General features: G+C 33.6%; 17 protein-coding genes. 8 read left to right on the top strand and 9 right to left on the bottom strand.

The window, feature by feature from the left end; genetic code table 11:
- Nucleotides 1–10 precede the first annotated feature (10 nt).
- The gene (gene manA / locus AC4NPH_RS27675; protein ID WP_098315416.1) at nt 11–958 is read left to right on the top strand and encodes a mannose-6-phosphate isomerase, class I; all 948 of its coding nucleotides are present in this window, start codon (nt 11–13) and stop codon (nt 956–958) included.
- A 185-nt stretch (nt 959–1143) separates the two neighbouring features.
- On the opposite strand, the gene AC4NPH_RS27670 is transcribed toward manA, so the two are convergent.
- Nucleotides 1144–1416: an HU family DNA-binding protein gene (locus AC4NPH_RS27670; protein WP_098315415.1), complete on the bottom strand. Its 273-nt coding sequence runs from the start codon at nt 1414–1416 to the stop codon at nt 1144–1146.
- 933 nt (nt 1417–2349) lie between these two features.
- Here AC4NPH_RS27670 and AC4NPH_RS27665 point away from each other — a divergent pair.
- Nucleotides 2350–2547, top strand: a complete 198-nt coding sequence (locus tag AC4NPH_RS27665) for an IDEAL domain-containing protein (RefSeq protein ID WP_098598866.1) — start codon at nt 2350–2352, stop codon at nt 2545–2547.
- A gap of 68 nt (nt 2548–2615) precedes the next feature.
- Here the strand turns inward: AC4NPH_RS27665 and ppdK are convergent, their stop codons facing one another.
- The 4 genes from ppdK to AC4NPH_RS27645 all read right to left on the bottom strand — a co-directional run bounded on the left by ppdK (nt 2616) and on the right by AC4NPH_RS27645 (nt 9552).
- Nucleotides 2616–5291 (bottom strand): pyruvate, phosphate dikinase, encoded by a 2676-nt coding sequence (gene ppdK, locus AC4NPH_RS27660; RefSeq protein WP_098598865.1) that lies wholly within the window; start codon nt 5289–5291, stop codon nt 2616–2618.
- Complete coding sequence (locus tag AC4NPH_RS27655) at nt 5288–6109, bottom strand: pyruvate, water dikinase regulatory protein (protein ID WP_097812900.1); 822 nt, start codon at nt 6107–6109, stop codon at nt 5288–5290. The genes ppdK and AC4NPH_RS27655 overlap by 4 nt, the downstream gene beginning before the upstream one ends.
- Before the next feature lie 537 nt (nt 6110–6646).
- A complete protein-coding gene (locus AC4NPH_RS27650) occupies nt 6647–7945 on the bottom strand; it encodes a CitMHS family transporter (protein WP_098598864.1) in 1299 nt (432 codons plus the stop codon).
- Nucleotides 7946–8700: 755 nt separating this feature from the next.
- Entirely contained in the window at nt 8701–9552 is an 852-nt protein-coding gene (locus AC4NPH_RS27645; RefSeq protein WP_097812902.1) for a MurR/RpiR family transcriptional regulator, read from the bottom strand.
- A 393-nt stretch (nt 9553–9945) separates the two neighbouring features.
- Here AC4NPH_RS27645 and AC4NPH_RS27640 point away from each other — a divergent pair, with 393 nt between their 5' ends.
- The 5 genes from AC4NPH_RS27640 to AC4NPH_RS27620 all read left to right on the top strand — a co-directional run bounded on the left by AC4NPH_RS27640 (nt 9946) and on the right by AC4NPH_RS27620 (nt 14456).
- Nucleotides 9946–10626, top strand: coding sequence for an RraA family protein (locus AC4NPH_RS27640; protein ID WP_097812903.1), 681 nt, complete (start codon nt 9946–9948; stop codon nt 10624–10626).
- 20 nt (nt 10627–10646) lie between these two features.
- Complete coding sequence (locus AC4NPH_RS27635; RefSeq protein ID WP_097826885.1) at nt 10647–11537, top strand: prephenate dehydrogenase/arogenate dehydrogenase family protein; 891 nt, start codon at nt 10647–10649, stop codon at nt 11535–11537.
- Between the two features lie 46 nt (nt 11538–11583).
- Nucleotides 11584–12666, top strand: a complete 1083-nt coding sequence (locus AC4NPH_RS27630; protein WP_098598873.1) for an amidohydrolase family protein — start codon at nt 11584–11586, stop codon at nt 12664–12666.
- A gap of 206 nt (nt 12667–12872) precedes the next feature.
- Nucleotides 12873–14201: an MFS transporter gene (locus AC4NPH_RS27625; RefSeq protein WP_097826886.1), complete on the top strand. Its 1329-nt coding sequence runs from the start codon at nt 12873–12875 to the stop codon at nt 14199–14201.
- A gap of 78 nt (nt 14202–14279) precedes the next feature.
- Nucleotides 14280–14456 (top strand): hypothetical protein, encoded by a 177-nt coding sequence (locus AC4NPH_RS27620; RefSeq protein ID WP_176533058.1) that lies wholly within the window; start codon nt 14280–14282, stop codon nt 14454–14456.
- 168 nt (nt 14457–14624) lie between these two features.
- On the opposite strand, the gene AC4NPH_RS27615 is transcribed toward AC4NPH_RS27620, so the two are convergent.
- The 4 genes from AC4NPH_RS27615 to AC4NPH_RS27600 all read right to left on the bottom strand — a co-directional run bounded on the left by AC4NPH_RS27615 (nt 14625) and on the right by AC4NPH_RS27600 (nt 16644).
- Nucleotides 14625–15323 carry an aspartate/glutamate racemase family protein gene (locus tag AC4NPH_RS27615; RefSeq protein ID WP_097813634.1) on the bottom strand — a complete coding sequence of 233 codons (699 nt, stop codon included), beginning with the start codon at nt 15321–15323 and terminating at the stop codon, nt 14625–14627.
- A 154-nt stretch (nt 15324–15477) separates the two neighbouring features.
- Nucleotides 15478–15756: a hypothetical protein gene (locus AC4NPH_RS27610; protein ID WP_097813635.1), complete on the bottom strand. Its 279-nt coding sequence runs from the start codon at nt 15754–15756 to the stop codon at nt 15478–15480.
- A gap of 209 nt (nt 15757–15965) precedes the next feature.
- Nucleotides 15966–16223, bottom strand: a complete 258-nt coding sequence (locus AC4NPH_RS27605; RefSeq protein ID WP_098197783.1) for a hypothetical protein — start codon at nt 16221–16223, stop codon at nt 15966–15968.
- A gap of 139 nt (nt 16224–16362) precedes the next feature.
- Complete coding sequence (locus AC4NPH_RS27600; RefSeq protein ID WP_097813637.1) at nt 16363–16644, bottom strand: hypothetical protein; 282 nt, start codon at nt 16642–16644, stop codon at nt 16363–16365.
- A gap of 93 nt (nt 16645–16737) precedes the next feature.
- Between AC4NPH_RS27600 and AC4NPH_RS27595 the strand changes: the two genes are divergently transcribed.
- Nucleotides 16738–17274 (top strand): L,D-transpeptidase, encoded by a 537-nt coding sequence (locus tag AC4NPH_RS27595; protein ID WP_098197782.1) that lies wholly within the window; start codon nt 16738–16740, stop codon nt 17272–17274.
- Nucleotides 17275–17403: the final 129 nt, after the last annotated feature.

Below are 17403 nucleotides of genomic sequence, written 5' to 3'. Positions count from 1 at the left end.
ATTATTAATCATGACTGAACCACTATTTTTTGCACCTATATTCAAAGAAAGAATTTGGGGAGGAAAGGAATTAGAGGATAAATTCGCATACAAAGTCCCTTATGATAGAACCGGTGAATGCTGGGCGATTTCAGCACATATAAATGGACCATCTATTGTTGAAAATGGTCCTTTCTCTGGAAAAACTTTAAATGAAGTTTGGAGAGAAAATCCCGAAGTTTTTGATCACTATGGAGGAGATACCTTTCCACTTTTAACAAAAATTTTAGATGCTAATCAAGATCTTTCTGTACAGGTACATCCTGATAACCTCTATGCAAATCTATATGAAAACGGAGAGTTAGGGAAAACAGAGTGTTGGTATATCATCGATTGTAAGGAAGGTGCTGAGATGATATACGGTCACAATGCTAAAACAAAAGAAGAATTCATTAGAATGATTGAAAACGGGGATTGGGATAAGTTACTTCGTCGAGTAAAGGTGAAACCAGGTGATTTTTTCTATGTACCCAGTGGCACTATCCACGCTCTATGCGAAGGAACAGTTGTACTTGAAACACAACAAAGTTCTGATACTACATACCGCGTTTATGATTATGAACGAAGAGATGAAAATGGAAGAAAACGCGAATTACATCTTGAAAAGGCAATAGATGTTACGACAATTCCTCACATAGATGTAGATAATAAATTCCTAATATCGAAATATAAAGATATACTCATTACTACTTTTATAGAAAATCAATTTTTCTCTGTTCACAAATGGAAAATAGATGGAACAGCCTCTCTAACAATGGACAAACCCTTTATGTTGTGTAGTGTAATAAATGGAAACGGAACTCTTAGAAGCGTAGAAGGAGACTATTTCTTTAATAAAGGTAGCCATTTTATCCTTCCTGCAAAGATAAGAAATTTTGAGATAAGTGGAACCTGTGAATTGATTGTTTCGCATGTATAAATTAATAAGCTTGTTCATATTGCAAATTTAATAAAGTTACTAGCAATAAATATAAACCTATAGGTATTAGCACTAACTGAATTACATATTTAGAGAAAAAATCAACATTCAACTTATTAATAATCTAGCAGTAAAAATAGACAACCCTTTTGAGTCAAAGCTCTAAAGGGTTGTTATAGTTCATGTTATTTAACAGCTTCTTTTAATTCTTTTCCAGGTTTAAAAGCAGGTATCTTAGTTGCCGGAATCGTCATTTCTTCACCTGTTTGAGGGTTACGGCCTGTACGCTCTGCGCGCTCACGTATTTCGAATGTACCAAACCCAACTAATTGAATCTTCTCTCCTTTGGCAAGCGTATGAGAAATCGTTTCAAACAACGCATCTACAGCCTTTTTTGAATCTTGTTTCGTTAGTTCTGACTTTGTTGCAACGGCATCTACTAGTTCAGTTTTCTTCATATTTAAACACCACACTCTCTTATTTTCAAATAATATGTAGAGATGCTAACATATCATAGCTTTTCCACACTTGTCACTTAATAAGGTTGGTAAAAAGGAAGGAGAACTCTTTTGAAATCCAATTATGCTTTTTATGTTTATTATGTTGAAAATATACAATTTAACCTTTTTAAACTAATTAAATGAAAAACAGACAATTCTCTTAGTTAGAGTTAAGGAAAGCTTATACTTGAGTACCTTGAGACACTTATCTTTACCAAAGTGAAAATTTAGATAAAAATAACAAATATTAAATATAATTTAAAATGATTAATTTAATAAATGCTTAATACCTTTTAACTTTGAAATGTATATAATTTATATTGTTATATTTTAATAAAAGTAAATAGCAAAACATTTCATTCAATATAATGTTACCCATTATATACTTTGTAGAAAAATATGATATTTGTCGTCAGTTGAAGTAAATAGTAAAACTATAATTTTTATAAGTTAGTTTATATATTTACTTCATTATATAAAATATGTTTATTTTATATCTTTAATAAAAATTACATTATTAAAAATATATAAAGGTTAAATGTTTATATATTTTCTTTTGAGTTATTATGAATATAAAGAAATCTTGAAAAGTAAATAGAAGATAGAATGGTATATGACAAGAGGTGAAATTCTCTATTTGTCGTCAATAAGAGTAAATAATAAAACGTTAATATTCAAAAGCTAATTTTTATCTTTTCTCTTTAATCAATTAGGTAGTTATATTTTTTATCTAATTGAAGACATATGAAAAATATCTAAAAGGAATATAGGAGCGTAATCATGCATATTACATATTATTCTATGTCTCACTTCATCTATCAATCTTGCATAAAAAGAGTGCAAAAGGGAATACTGTTTGCAAAAGAGAAAAGATAAAGGGGTTGACGTTTTATGGAAAATAATGTTCTTAATGAAATGGATCGAGTCGATCCAAATTTACGTGATGAAATGTTGGCTGAATTGTTTTTGGAACAAATTAAGAAGAATTTCAAAAAAAGTAAAATCCTTGAGAAAATTGATCAGTCCTTAAAAAAGAAAGATAAAAAAGCTTTTTTGCTTTTAACAGAGGAACTTAAATCTTTATCTTGATAAAAATACTATATAATAGAAGAAACTCGTCAAAAAAAGCCTTCGCTGTTACAGCAAAGGCTTCAGATTTATATTTGAGTTTGAAATTCATTTACAAACTGTTTTTGTTTATTCCTAATATTAGCCTGGGCAGCCGCAAGGCGTGCTAAAGGCACACGGTATGGCGAACAGCTTACGTAATCAAGTCCAATATCATGACAAAATTGTATTGAGTCTTTTTCTCCACCGTGTTCTCCACAAATTCCTGTTTTTAATCCTGTTTTTGTTTCTCTACCTAGTTTTACGCTCATTTCTACAAGTTTCCCTACACCTTCTTGATCAAGAGAAGCAAATGGATTTTCTGGAAGGACTTTATTTTCAATGTAAGCTTGCAGGAACTTACCCTCTGCATCATCACGGCTATATCCAAAAGTAGTTTGAGTTAAGTCATTTGTTCCAAAAGAGAAAAAATCTGCTTCTTCAGCAATCTGGTCGGCTGTTAGGGCTGCCCGTGGAACTTCAATCATAGTTCCGATTGGATACTTATATTCTTGCCAAGTCTCCTCTTGAACTTGTAGTCCAGCATACATAACTAATTGCCGCATTTCCTTCAATTCGTTTACGTGACCAACCAAAGGAATCATAATTTCTGGCTTTACATCGATGCCTTTTTGTTTAACTTTTGTAATTGCATAGAAAATTGCTTTAGCTTGCATGATATAAATCTCTGGGTGAATCATTCCTAATCGACATCCACGGTGTCCTAACATTGGATTAAATTCATGTAGTTGCTGTACTTTTCTTAAAAGATGTTCCTTATCAATTAATTCTTTAGAATTGCCATTTGTCAGTTGAAGCTTTGTAACCTCAACTAGCAGTTCTTCCTTATCAGGCAAAAACTCATGAAGAGGAGGATCTAGTAAGCGAATAGTTACGGGAGAACCCTGCATTGCTTCAAAGATGCCTTCGAAATCTTCTTGTTGCATAACTAGAAGCTTACTAAGAGCCTTTTCACGCTCTTCATATGTTTCAGCAAGTATCATATCTTGAACAATTAGAATTCGATTTGTATCCATAAACATATGTTCCGTGCGGCACAAACCGATTCCCTCAGCTCCAAACTCAAGCGCTTTCCTGGCATCTTCCGGATTGTCAGCATTTGCTCTTACCTCCAGCTTTCTTTCCTCATCCGACCAAGCAAGTAACATTTGAAACTCATTAGATAGTTGGGGCTCAATCATTGGAATCTCCCCAACCATAATCTCACCGGTTGAACCGTCAATCGTAATAACATCACCTTGGTTTATAGTGGTACTTCCGACTTTAAAATACTGTGATTTTAAATCAATTTTTAATGCTTCACAGCCACAAATACAAGCTTTTCCCATACCTCTTGCTACAACGGCTGCATGGCTTGTCATTCCACCACGACTTGTGACAGTAGCTTGAGCAGCCACAATTCCATGAATATCATCAGGCGTAGTTTCTGGTCGGACAAGAATTACCTTTTTTCCGTCTTTTGCTAATCTCTCAGCTTCGTCTGCATTAAATACTACTTGTCCTGTTGCTGCACCTGGAGAAGCAGGAAGTCCTTTAGCTAGTTGTTTTCGTTCGTATGAATCGTCAATTCGACGATGAAGCAGCTGATTAAGCTGGTCAGGATCTATACGTAGAAGGGCTTCCTTCTTATTAATAACTCCTTCTTGTACTAATTCAACAGCTATTCGGATTGCTGCTTCAGCTGTTCTTTTACCGGTACGTGTTTGAAGAATAAAGAGTTGACCACGCTCTACTGTAAACTCAATATCTTGCATGTCTTGATAGTGTTTTTCTAAAAGGTTACACGTATCAATAAACTGTCGGTATACTGCTGGCATCTCATTCTCTAGAGTGGCAATTGGCTGAGGAGTGCGAATCCCAGCCACGACATCTTCTCCCTGAGCATTAATCAAATATTCACCATACAGTTTTGCCTCTCCAGTAGATGGATTACGCGTAAAGGCCACTCCCGTACCCGAATCATCACCCATATTTCCAAAAACCATACTTTGAATATTCACTGCTGTTCCAAGGTGACCAGGAATTTTTTGAAGACGACGGTATACAATAGCACGTTGATTATTCCAAGAATCAAAAACAGCACTGATGGAAAGGAATAATTGTTCTATTGGATCCTCTGGAAAAGGTCTTTTAGCATGCTTTTTGACAATATTTTTATACTCTTTAATCACCTCTTGCCAGTCTTCCGCCCTCATTTGAGGATCAGAATCATAGCCCTTTGCTTCCCTAGTTTCCTCTAAAAGTTGCTCAAAGTAAAAGCTATCCACATGTAGAACAACATTACTAAACATTTGGATAAATCTACGGTATGAATCATAAGCAAAACGGGGATTTCCTGTAAGTTCTGCCATTCCTTTTACCGTTTCATCATTCATTCCCAGGTTTAAGACTGTATCCATCATTCCTGGCATAGAGTGTACGGCACCAGAACGTACAGATACAAGTAGAGGGTTAGAGGGATCTCCAAGCTTTTTACTGGTTTTTTCTTCGAGTTTTTTCAAAGATTCTACTATCTGAAATTCCACTTCTGAAGAGATAGACTTCCCAGCGTTATAATATGAATTACATGCCTCTGTTGAAATGGTAAATCCATAAGGAACCGGTAGTCCAATTCGGGTCATTTCTGCCAAATTAGCGCCCTTACCTCCCAAAATTTCTTTTTTTACACCATTACCTTCGTCAAACATGTATACAAATTTACTCATCCTATCCAACTCCTCTCTTTTTTTAGCATGGCTAAGATTAAATCAGCTGTTTCTTCCACTGCCTTATTTGAGACGTTAATGACTGGACAACCTATGCGCTTCATAATCTTCTCAGCATATTCTAATTCCTCAAGAATTCTTTCGAAATTTGCATAGTTCGCTTGTGATGTTAATCCTAAATTCCTTAATCGTTCCTTTCGGATTTCATTCAATTTATCTGGTGTAATGATTAAGCCAACGCATTTATTTCTTGGAATACTAAACAATTCATCAGGAGGCGCTATTTCTGGCACTAATGGTATATTTGCGACTTTAAATCTCTTATGAGCTAAATACATAGAAAGTGGAGTTTTAGAAGTTCTAGAAACACCAATGAGCACAATATCAGCCCTTTTAATTCCGCCTATATCTTGTCCATCATCATATTTCACTGCAAACTCAACTGCTTCCACTCTTCGAAAGTAGTTATCATCCAACTTCCTCATTAACCTTGGTTGAAAGTTGGGTTCTTTATTAAATTTTTTGCTAAAAGCACTCAAAAGAGGGTTCATTAAATCAATTGCTACAATTCCTTCTTCTTTTGCCTTCTGATCAAGATACTGTTTTAAAGATGCAATGACGATTGTATAAGCAATAATGGAATTGCTATACCTCGCTATAGATAAGATATTATTAATATCTTGAACATCTTCTACATAGGAGATATTCTGGATTTCGATATCGTCCTCATTAAATTGAGTTAAAACTGCCTTTACCATCAAATCAGCTGTTTCTCCTACTGAATCAGAAACTACATATACAATTTTCCTCTTATTCATATTAGATCTTCCTATTCTTTTATTGTTGATTGTCTGATTACTTTAGTAATACTTTATTTACCTATCGTTTGGTAACTTACAAGAGGATTATATAATATGTAAGGAATTGGCCTAAAAAAACAGAAAACTAATTAACCCTTAATTACAGTATTAAAATCTTGTACAAAGATACTTTATCCATTTAATTAGCTAAACAATAGTGACATACTTAAACCTCCATATCGTTTCAAATGTGTTATACTATTTAATTTAAGTGTTATAATATCATTAAATATAACCAGACACAACAACTTTTTTATAATTAGTTAAAAAAATAAAAATACATTATTTACCGTATGGAGATTGGAATTTCCCCTATAATATTAAGCATTAGAACATGTTTTTATCGAGAATATAAAAAAAGATTTTGACGTTAAATTATATAGAATTTATTTTCTCACAATGCCAATCATTATTGATTTAACGAAATTGGGTAAAAAAGGAGAGAGCTATTTTGAACGAATAGCTCTCTCTTTTTTTAATGTTGTTATAAATAAATTATATGGAGGGTATTCCAAAAAGCACAGCAACAATCGTCATAACTAAGGCTGTCCCAATAGCATACTTTGCAGAAAAGCGAATATGATCACCTATATCAATCCCTAGGAGTCCCACTAACACATAAATAGAGCCTTGAAGTGGACTTAATAGGTGCAAAGGTTGTCCCAATAGGGAAGCTTGACCAATCTCTAGTGAAGGGATTCCAAAGTGAGCAGCTGTTTCAGACATAATAGGAATAATCCCAAAATAAAACGGAGCATTTGCCATAAAAAAAGTAAATGGCATACTTATAAGCGCAACAATTACTGTTAATTTTGGTCCAAGAGCATCTGGAATTACTGCTATTAAAGTATCTGCCATAGCTTTAACAATGCCAGTTCCATCTATAATTCCAGTAAATATACCTGCTGCAAATATCATGGAGACAACCGTTAATATATTCCCTGCATGAGCATGCAAACGATCCTTTTGATCTTGTAAATTTGGGTAATTGACAATCATTACAATAGCAAACGCAACCATAAATAAAGCTGGTAAAGGCAAGAATCCCATAACTAAAGTTGTTAGAACTAAAATGGTTAAAATTAAATTAAACCAAAATAATTTAGGACGCTTTATGGACTCATCCATTCCCACATCAAGAGCAGCAGCAATTTCTTCACTAAAAGCTGCATCGATATTTATAATTCCTAATCTTTTACGCTCACGTCTTCCAAGAAAATAGGATACAGCTATAACCCATAACATTCCCGCAATCATAGAAGGAATAAGTGGTAGCAGTAAGTCTGTTACATCTGCTTTTACCGCCGCCGTAGCTTGCACAGCAGGGCCACCCCACGGAGACATATTCATAATGCCCATCGCTAATGCAGGAATACAGGCCAAAATAAGTTTATTCATACCTAATCGTTGGTATAGTGGAAGAAATGCTGTTACTACAATTAGATATGTAATTGTTCCATCACCATCCAAAGCAACAATCAAAGATAGAACAGCAGTACCCATCACGATTTTTAAAGGGTCACCACCTACCATCTTTATAATCCTTGCTACTAGAGGATCAAATAATCCTGTATCAATCAAAACGCCAAAATAGAGAATGGCAAAAATAATCATAATTGCTGTAGGAGCAATGGTTTCAAGACCTTTCATCATCATGGGTCCTAAATCCGTAAATCCACCGAATAGAGCAAAAACAATAGGAACCACTGTTAATGCACTGAAGGCAGATAAACGCTTACTCATGATTAAATACATAAATACCACAATCATAGAAAACCCTAGAAGTGTTAACATATTATACCCCCTCTATATCTTTCCTTCATTTTCACTCTTATTTATCTCTAATCTCATATTTGTAAATTTTGATTAAATTATCCATTTATCTTTCTTTATTATAAAGCTGCTTTTCATCATAATTTATTGGTAAAAAACGGTTAGGGATCCTTTTTGATTATCTACAATTTAATATGGTTATTTAAAAACCCTTACCTCCACAATTGTAAGGGTTTACAAAAAAGGAACTGCTGCAAAATTCCCCACTAGCGAAATATATATTTACTTAATTCTTAACAAAATTTTTCTATTCTTTTGTTCCCTTAGCTAATCACTCCTTTACCAAAAGGTGTATTTATTAATTATTACTTGAAATAAACGATAACGCTTTCAAAATTTGTCCTCAAAAAACAAAACACAAAACACAAGTATTAGAGTTAATAGATTTATAGTCACTTTGTAGCATTTAAGTAATTGAGCAGTAAGATATCTCCGAGCGATATCTAAAAGGTAATGATTTTAGAGGAATATATTTCTTATTACTATCTTTTCTTCTTTGATGTAATAATTATTACTTTTTATTTATTTGTTGTAATAATTGTGACTATTTAAAAAGTATACTACCATGTTTTCTTATGAAAAGTAAATATTTTTTAATGAAATGATGAGTTGGAGTAAGATAATGGGCTCAACTCAACAAACAAAAAAGTGGTAAAATATGAAACTCGAATCATTTTATATATTCGACATTTCATACATTTACCACGTCCATAGATTTAATCAGTATAATGATAATTGATCGTTGTAAGGACTGAATTAATTTTATCCAGACGATCTTTTGTCTTTTCTGGATAATTTATAGCTATCGCACTTACAAGATAATCGGCCACAAGTAGCGATGCTATGGGTGAATTGTGGTAAGCAATACTACTTGAGCTACAAGTCAGTACTAAATCCGAGTATTTAACTAAAGGAGAAGAATAACTATCAGTAATTGAAATGACTTGAGCATTGTTACTTTTGGCAGCTATTACAAACTCAACAGTTCTCCTAGCGTATCTTGGAAAAGAGGTTGCAATAACTAAATCTTTAGAAGTTAAAGTAATTCCTTTATCCACCCAATCACTTAAGTCAGATACAATTAGCTCACAGTTTCCAAGTAATCGATTAAGCCCAAAAGATAGATGCTGTGCTACTGGTAAACCACTTCTAACACTTGTACAAAATATTCGATCTGCAGAGATAATCATTTCTAAAGCTTTATTTAAACTCTCTGTAGAAATCATTTCTACTGTTGATTGAATGTTGTTAAATTGACTTTCTGCACAGCGCATCCACAAATCACTCTCATCTAAACCCTTCAAATTTGTTTCTAATCGAATTTGAGGAGCAGCATTATTACGTAACAGCTCCTGAAGCCCTCTTTGAAACTCTGCGTATCCAGAATAACCTAGATTAAAAGTTAATCTCATTATCGTGGTCGTACTAGTTTTTACTGTCAAGGCCAATTGATCAACCGTTAAAAAAGCTACATCGACAGGATTTTTAAGGATGTAGTCTGCCACTCTCCGTTGAGTTTCTGTTAGTTGTGAGATATTATCTTTTAATTTTAATAATGGATTTTCCATACCTTCGCTCCAATTAAACAGATTATATTGTAAATTTTATTTTTTTAAGTATGTAAAAAGTATTTATCACAATATTTACTTGAATTTTAGCATGTTTATTTTTTTATGTAAAAAAACCTCTTTTAAGTAATAAAGCTCACATTTTACTTTGTCTGCTCTTTTTTTATTAAAAAGGTTTACTTTATTAAGTATCAGTGATAACATACATTTAAAATGTTAGTAATAAATATTACTTTTATATTTAAGTTTGTAATTTTTATTACAACAGGATAAATAATATAAATTTATTTTTTGAAAGCGTTATCTTATTGATTTATGTATGGAAATGAATAAATTAAAAATTCTATTTAGTTGATTGTTTCCACTATCAAAAAAGAAGAGGAGTGTATGTTAGTGAGTAATTTAGCACCATTATTGTCTGAAGAGATTATCAAGAGAGCAAAACTTCTTAACACAACCCTTATATCCGATGCAATGGGATGTACAGGCTCAATGGATTATAAAATTAAGCCTGTATCTATAGGAATGAAGGTAGTTGGAACTGCTTTAACTGTAAGTTTAAGACCTGGAGATAACTTATTTCTTCATCAGGCAATCTATGATGGCACCGAAGGGTATGTATTAGTTGCGGATGGAAAGGGGCATACCGCAAATGCTTATCTTGGAGAACTAATGGCAGCTGCAGCTAAAGCTATGGGACTAGAAGGCATTATTATAGACGGGGCAGTTCGTGATAAGGAGACTCTTAGCCAATCAGATTTCCCTATTTTCTCAAAAGGATTTATTCCAAACGGCCCTCTTAAGGACGGTCCAGGTGAGTTACATAAACCTATTTCTTGTGGAGGCGTTTCTGTTATTCCAGGAGATCTAATTATAGGTGATGATGATGGAGTTGTTGTAGTTCCAAAAGAAAAGGTTGAAGAGGTTCTTTTTAAAGCTGAGAAAAAATTAGAGTATGAGAAAACACGTTTAGAAACGATCGAAGCATTTGAAAGAGCGCGTCTGCAAGGTGAATCTGGGGGTAACATCCAGCCTTCTTGGTTAAGAGAACAGATGAAAGTATATGGATTATAAACAGAAGGGAGAGCTTTAAAGTGAAAGTAGGTTTTATCGGATTTGGAGAGGCGGCCTTTGAGCTGTCAGTTGGCTTAAAAGGTGAAGGTTTAGAAACCATTTTTGCTCATGATGTTATGGTAGACCATCCTACATTTGGTCCACAAATTAAAGAACGGGCTGCTCAAGCTCAAGTAGAACTTCTTTATAGACCCGAAGAAGTTTTAAACCAAGTAGATGTAGTAATGGTAGCAGTACCCGCAGATAAAGCACTTGAAGTTAGTGAGATGTTAAAACCATTTATAAAGAAAGATTGTATCTATGTAGATGTATCAGCTTCCACTCCCCTCGTGAAACAAAAAATCAACACAAATATACAAGAAAAAAATGCATTTTTTGTAGATGCCGCAATGCTAGGTCCCTTGCCAGTTTACAAACATAAGGTTCCCATTTCAGCAAGTGGGAATGGTGTAGATCGATTGATTTCCTTAATGACTCCGTACAGTATGAACATAACTAAAGTAAGTGAAAAACCAGGTGATGCTTCTGCTGTAAAACTAATTCGCAGCATTTATATGAAAGGTGTAGTTGCTCTTTATCTAGAGTTATTAGAAGCTTCTCATGAATTTAATGTAGAACAATTAGTCTTAGATTCTATTAGTGAAACCCTAGATAGTAAGAGTTTTAGAGAAACAATGAATCGATTAGTAACAGGAACCTCTATCCATGCATTAAGAAGATCAATTGAGTTAGACGGCTCTATTCAAATGCTAGAGACTTCTAGCTTAAGTTCTGTTATGTCTAGAGCAGCAAAAAGTAAGTTAGAAACATTGGCTTCATTTAATTTAAAAGAAAAGTTTAAAGGACAAAAGCCAGATCATTGGTTGGATGTTATCAAGGCATGTAAAGAAGATGCCACTGTAAACAATTAAATAAACTAATCTACTATATCAATATTAAGTTAAGGGGTGTATTTGCATGGGAGTATGGAATTTTCAAGGTGGTTCTATTTGGTCAGAAAAGGGGTTCATTCCAAATAAGTCTACAGGTATAACAGTTACTCATGAGGATGATAGGGATATTCATTTATCAGAGTCTAGTGTAATTGTACCGGGACTAGTAGATTTTCATTGTCATTTATGGGCACCTGGAGCAGAGATTGGTGTTACAGATAAACAATATCTCTCCTCAGGAGTAACTACGGTTGGGGACGCAGGTACTTTTGGCTATGACGGATGGGAGGAAGCAAATCGTTATTGGGAAAACAGCCCGTTAACAGTACGTTCTTGGTTATCAGCCTTACCAGAAGGGCTAACCAATCACCCCAACCCTAACCCGACCAAGCCAGAAAATATTTCGTTGGATCGAATTGTTGAAGTTGCATCTTTAGCTGAAGATAGTTTATTAGGAATTAAGATTCGCTTAGGCCAGGTGGACGAAACTACTGACCGGTCTTTATTACGCTTAGCAAGAGAAGCAGCCGATCGAACCGATTTGCGAATTATGGTTCATTTAACTGGAACTAAACTAGATATTGAAGAAGTAACACAATATTTTAATAGAGGGGATATTCTAACCCATCCATTTCAAGGAAGAGATGGAAACGTGTTGAATACTGCCGGAAAGGTAAAAAAAGAATTTCTAGCTGCAGTGGAAAGAGGAATATTATTAGATATCGGCCACGGTAGAAAACACTTTAATTGGGATGTTTTTTATAAATGCTTAGCTGAAGGAATTAAACCAGATACTATCAGTACAGATTTAACAGATGCATCATGGAGAGAATACCCTGTTTATAACATGAGCTATATAATTTCTAAAATGATTGTAGGTGGGCTTTCTTTAGATGAAGCCTTTAAAGCAGTTCTGGTAACAGCTCCTAAATTAATGGGAATTGATAATTTTACTTCTACCGCAAATAACCTTGTGGTTCTAGATTCTACTTCCACTGAGACTGCTTTTCCTGATGTAGATGGAGAAACTGTGTTAGGTAACATTAATTATCAACCAAAACATTTAGTATTTAACGGTATACCGGGTACTGAGAGCATTTTCAGTTAAAAATAAACGTTTCTGACACCATTAAAGAAAGTTTTTATTATTATACTTGATTGGTTTAATCTTGCTCCCTGTCTTGAGAAGACAACAGAAGGGTAAATGGAGATACTCTTACACATCTTACAGAACCGTAAGAGTATCTCTTTATTTTTAAACAAATGTAAGCGTTATTAAAATTTCTTTTTATTATTTTAAAAGGAGGAATTTGAATGGAAAATTCTCAATTGAATTTCGAAAAGAAGACGATTCGAAAGGTGACACGAAGAATTATCCCGTTTCTATTTTTACTCTATATTATTTCTTATCTAGACAGGGCAAATGTAGGATATGCAGCATTGGAAATGAATGAAGCACTTGGACTAACGAGTAAAATGTTTGGTCTTGTTACAGGTATTTTTTTTATTGGTTATTTTATCTTTGAAGTACCAAGTAACATTTTAATGCAAAAATTTGGAGCAAGAGTTTGGATTACTAGGATTCTCATTACTTGGGGAATTATTTCTATGGCAACTGGGTTTGCACAGAATGCTACCCAACTCTATATCATTAGATTCTTTCTTGGAGTAGCAGAAGCAGGTCTATTTCCTGGTATTATTCTATACCTTACTTATTGGTTCCGAGCTAAAGAAAGAGCAAGTACAATTGCGATGTTTATGACAGCAATCGCAGTTTCTTATATTATAGGAGCTCCCGTTTCTACCTTAATTATTGATCATATTCATTGGATGAACGTACCTGGATGGCGTTGGATGTTTATTATAGAAGGCGCCCCTGCTGTTGTTTTAGGATTTGTAACATATTTCTACTTAACAGACCGACCAGAACAAGCAAAGTGGTTAACAGCCCAAGAAAAAAATTGGTTGATTTCAGAATTAAGAAAAGACGAGGAGCTGAGAGAAAAGAAAGGCCAACAAATCTCTAGTCATAAGACGGCCTTGACTGATCCTAAACTGTGGTACCTCTCCTTAATTTACTTTGTATATACTGCAGGTACACTGGGCGTTGGTTATTGGATGCCCCAAATTATTAAAGGACTATCTAGCTATTTAACAAACACCCAGATCGGCTTCATTGCTACAATCCCTTATATTATTGCTTCAATAGTAATGAATTACTGGTCAAGACGTTCAGACCGCACTGGTGAAAGACGTATACACACAGCTTTACCGTTACTCTTATCTGGCTTAACGTTACTCAGTGTAGGAATGGTGTCCAATCCATTTATTGCAATGATCTTAATAACAATTTCATTGGCAGCAATGTATTGTTTTAAAGGCCCTTTTTGGTCATTACCAACTATGATATTGAGTCCAGCCACAGCAGCTGTTGGAATTGCAGTAATTAATTCAATTGGAAATCTAGGAGGTTTTGTTGGCCCTTATGCAGTTGGATGGCTAAAAGATTCTACAGGAACAATGCAAGCCGGTTTGATTTTCTTAAGTATTATTCTAATTATAGCTTTTGTATTAGTATTAGCTATGAAATTCGAGCAAAAAATAACTGCCTTAAAGAGTCAGAAGGAAATAGGGAAAATCTAACTTGAAAAATTAAGAAACATGTCTCAAATATATGTAGGTATAAAAGTAGAAAGAATCTTTTAACTGGAGTGTTTTTTCATGTGGGTGGTTACTATAATAAATGCTTATTCAAGAGAAAATAATATCAGCATATTTGAATTCGAAACAGAAAAAGAAGCCGAAGAAACATATAATAAATTGCAAAAAGAGAAAATTCTTTCTGATATTTTCTACTGTCAAACCAATTTTAATACTTTCAGAAACCTTGCTAATTAGTATCTTAATAATGATCTGACTCAACCTACCTCTTTTGCCTCGGAAGAGATAGGTTTTTCTGTTTTTAAGATGCCTAGGATATACAACCCTAGTTAACATAAAACGGCTTCTAGGAAGGCTTTTTTCTGAAGCATACGGCAGTGAGTCTATTTTTATCTGTTGATTTTTTCAGGGTATCTCTAACGCCCAATCAACTGCGGTTTGTGCGTGTATTTCTGTTGTATCAAAGATAGGGAGCGAGGTATCGTTCTGATTAATTAATAGAGAAATTTCAGTGCAACCTAATATAGCTCCTTCTATTCCATCGTTAATTAAACCATTTATAATCTTTTGATATGCACTTTTGGAATTTAAGTTAATCTTTCCTAGGCATAATTCTTTGTAAATGATATCATGCACAGTTTGGCGCTCTTTTTCACCTGGAATATTAACTTTAAGATTATGGTTAGCTATAAGTCGCCCTTTATAAAAGTCTTCTTCCATTGTAAACTTTGTTCCAAGCAACCCAACTCTACTAATCCCCTTATCTTTTATCCTCTTCGCTGTAGCATCTGCAATATGTAGGATGGGAATACTAATCTCATTCTGAATATCATTTGCCATTTTATGCATAGTATTTGTACAGATTACTAAAAAGTCAGCTCCACCTTTTTCAATATATTGAGCTCCTTTAATCATTAATTCTGTTGCTTCATCCCAGCTATTATCGTGTTGTAATTTTTTTATTTCTTCAAAGTCCACAGAATACATCACACTTTTAGCAGAGTGATGTCCTCCTAACTTTCTATTTACTGTTTGATTGATAATTCTGTAGTACTCAGCTGATGATTCCCAACTCATCCCGCCTAATAAACCTATTGTTTTCATTTTCCTAACCCCCTTTATAGAAAATATTACCACAAACCAAGCTTTTTCAGCGTTAACATCATATACAATCGTAGTTACCATAATGTTTTGTACCGGCACTTAAAGGAACAAGCAGCTCAAATTGAGCTGCTTGTTCTAATTTTTATAATTATCTTCAAAAGTTTATCCAATATAAGTTAGCCACAGCAATCAAACCAAAAGATATAAAGCCTACAACTTTTACAGGATGAGTAAGTTTATATTCAATAAAAGGATTAACCCTTCTTATCACCTCTGCAAAGAGTAAAGTACCTATGGATGCCAGAACCATCCCAAACAATAAAGCATTATCTTTTAGCTTAACGAAATCGAAAATTAAATAAATAAGAAAGATCCATAGATAAGCTAGAAATATATTTAAAACAATGGATAATAAAAAGTCTTTGTTTTTCATAATTTACTCCCGTTACAATTTTTCTACTTACTATGATTTTATCATAGTAACTTCTTTTTATATTCCTACATCAGAAGGTAGTTAGTTTTAAACTGCCTATAATATACATCCTTAGTTAACATAAAACGTATTTCTAGGTAGCAAAAAAGCCTTTATACTGATAATAAAGGCTTTTTTGCTATTCTTTATATTTCTAAGTCCCATACTAATTATGAGAAAAGATTTTCAACAAAGATAATCCATCCAGTAAGTACAATTAATACGGCACTAAGTATAGTGGTTAAAACACTTCTCACAGCTGATTTGAAATTATGAACTCCAAAGAATCCTATAATACCAACTAAAAATACAACAATTGCTACATAAAAATTTAATCTTAATAATGATGGATGAGCAAAAGTTATGAAAGTTAGACAGACACTTAGCAATAAGAAAACGAATGACCAAAGGTTTATCGTTTTTGTCATCTAAATTTATCTCCTTTATCTATAAAATCTACTGTATTATCTCATATTTATAATCTACAAATCTAGTTACCATAATCACTATTATAGGAACGATTTAGCACTCTAAGTACAGGAAAGAAGGTAGAGACTTTTTCCCTTATTAGAGTGCTTTCTTTTTTCGCTCTTTCAGCACTATAAATATACTTGTAACAACTAATAAGATTAAGGCTTCTCCAACGAAGATTAATCCTTTTACATATACGTCTATAGCTTCAAATCCATTCATTTTATTAGCAGCATAAAAAGTTAAAAATAAACCAAACAATAGAGTAATTAAAGAAACTAAAAGAGAAATTATTCTTTTTTCAATAACTATACTTGCGAAAAATATCAAACTAAAAATTACTCCAATGCCTAGACAATTATTAAGAATAAAAGACATATACATCCCCTTAATTAAATACCTTTTTATACCATTTTATCATGACTATTCTTAAATAATTCTTATATTTTACCTTCATTTCAAGTTAACATAATGACCGTTCTTACATTGCTAATGATCGCATTATGTGGGGTCAATCAAGGGAAAACAGAAGCAGCAAGTAAAGCTGCAAATCTAGATTTGATTATTATTAACAAGTACTACAACAAGCTTGCGTATTTTCATAATGGTTATATTGAAATCGTTGATCCAGTAGCAACAGGGAAAACATGGGACAAAACACCAGTTGGCTTTTTTAAAGTGGTGAACAAGATTAAAAACCGTCCTTATTATAAAGGACATATTCCTGGGGGCGACCCTCGCAATCCATTAGGAAAACGTTGGTTAGGGATAAATGCAAATGGTACGTATGGCGATACATACGGTATTCATGGCAACAACAATGAAAGTAGCATTGGAAAATACGTGAGTCAAGGTTGCGTGAGAATGCATAATGCAGATATTGAAAAGCTTTATGATAAAGTTCAAGTAGGCACACCGGTTGCGATTACTTATTCCTATAAGAGCTTTGTTGATCTTACAAGCGTATATGGATATCAATTCAAAGGCTATAAGTTAAAAAATAATTAATATCTAACAGCATTCCGTTATTGAACTGCGCCCCAATTGTTAGACAAAATTTCTGATTCATTTGAAAAAAGTCGAAAACCCGTGTTAGAAGAACTTTCAACATGGGTTTTTTTCTTATTTACGATGGAA

Source organism: Priestia sp. MDV22-iso46, from assembly GCF_058629175.1.
The sequence above is the reverse complement of the archived record's forward strand: the minus strand, read 5'-3'. Positions and strand labels throughout refer to the sequence as shown.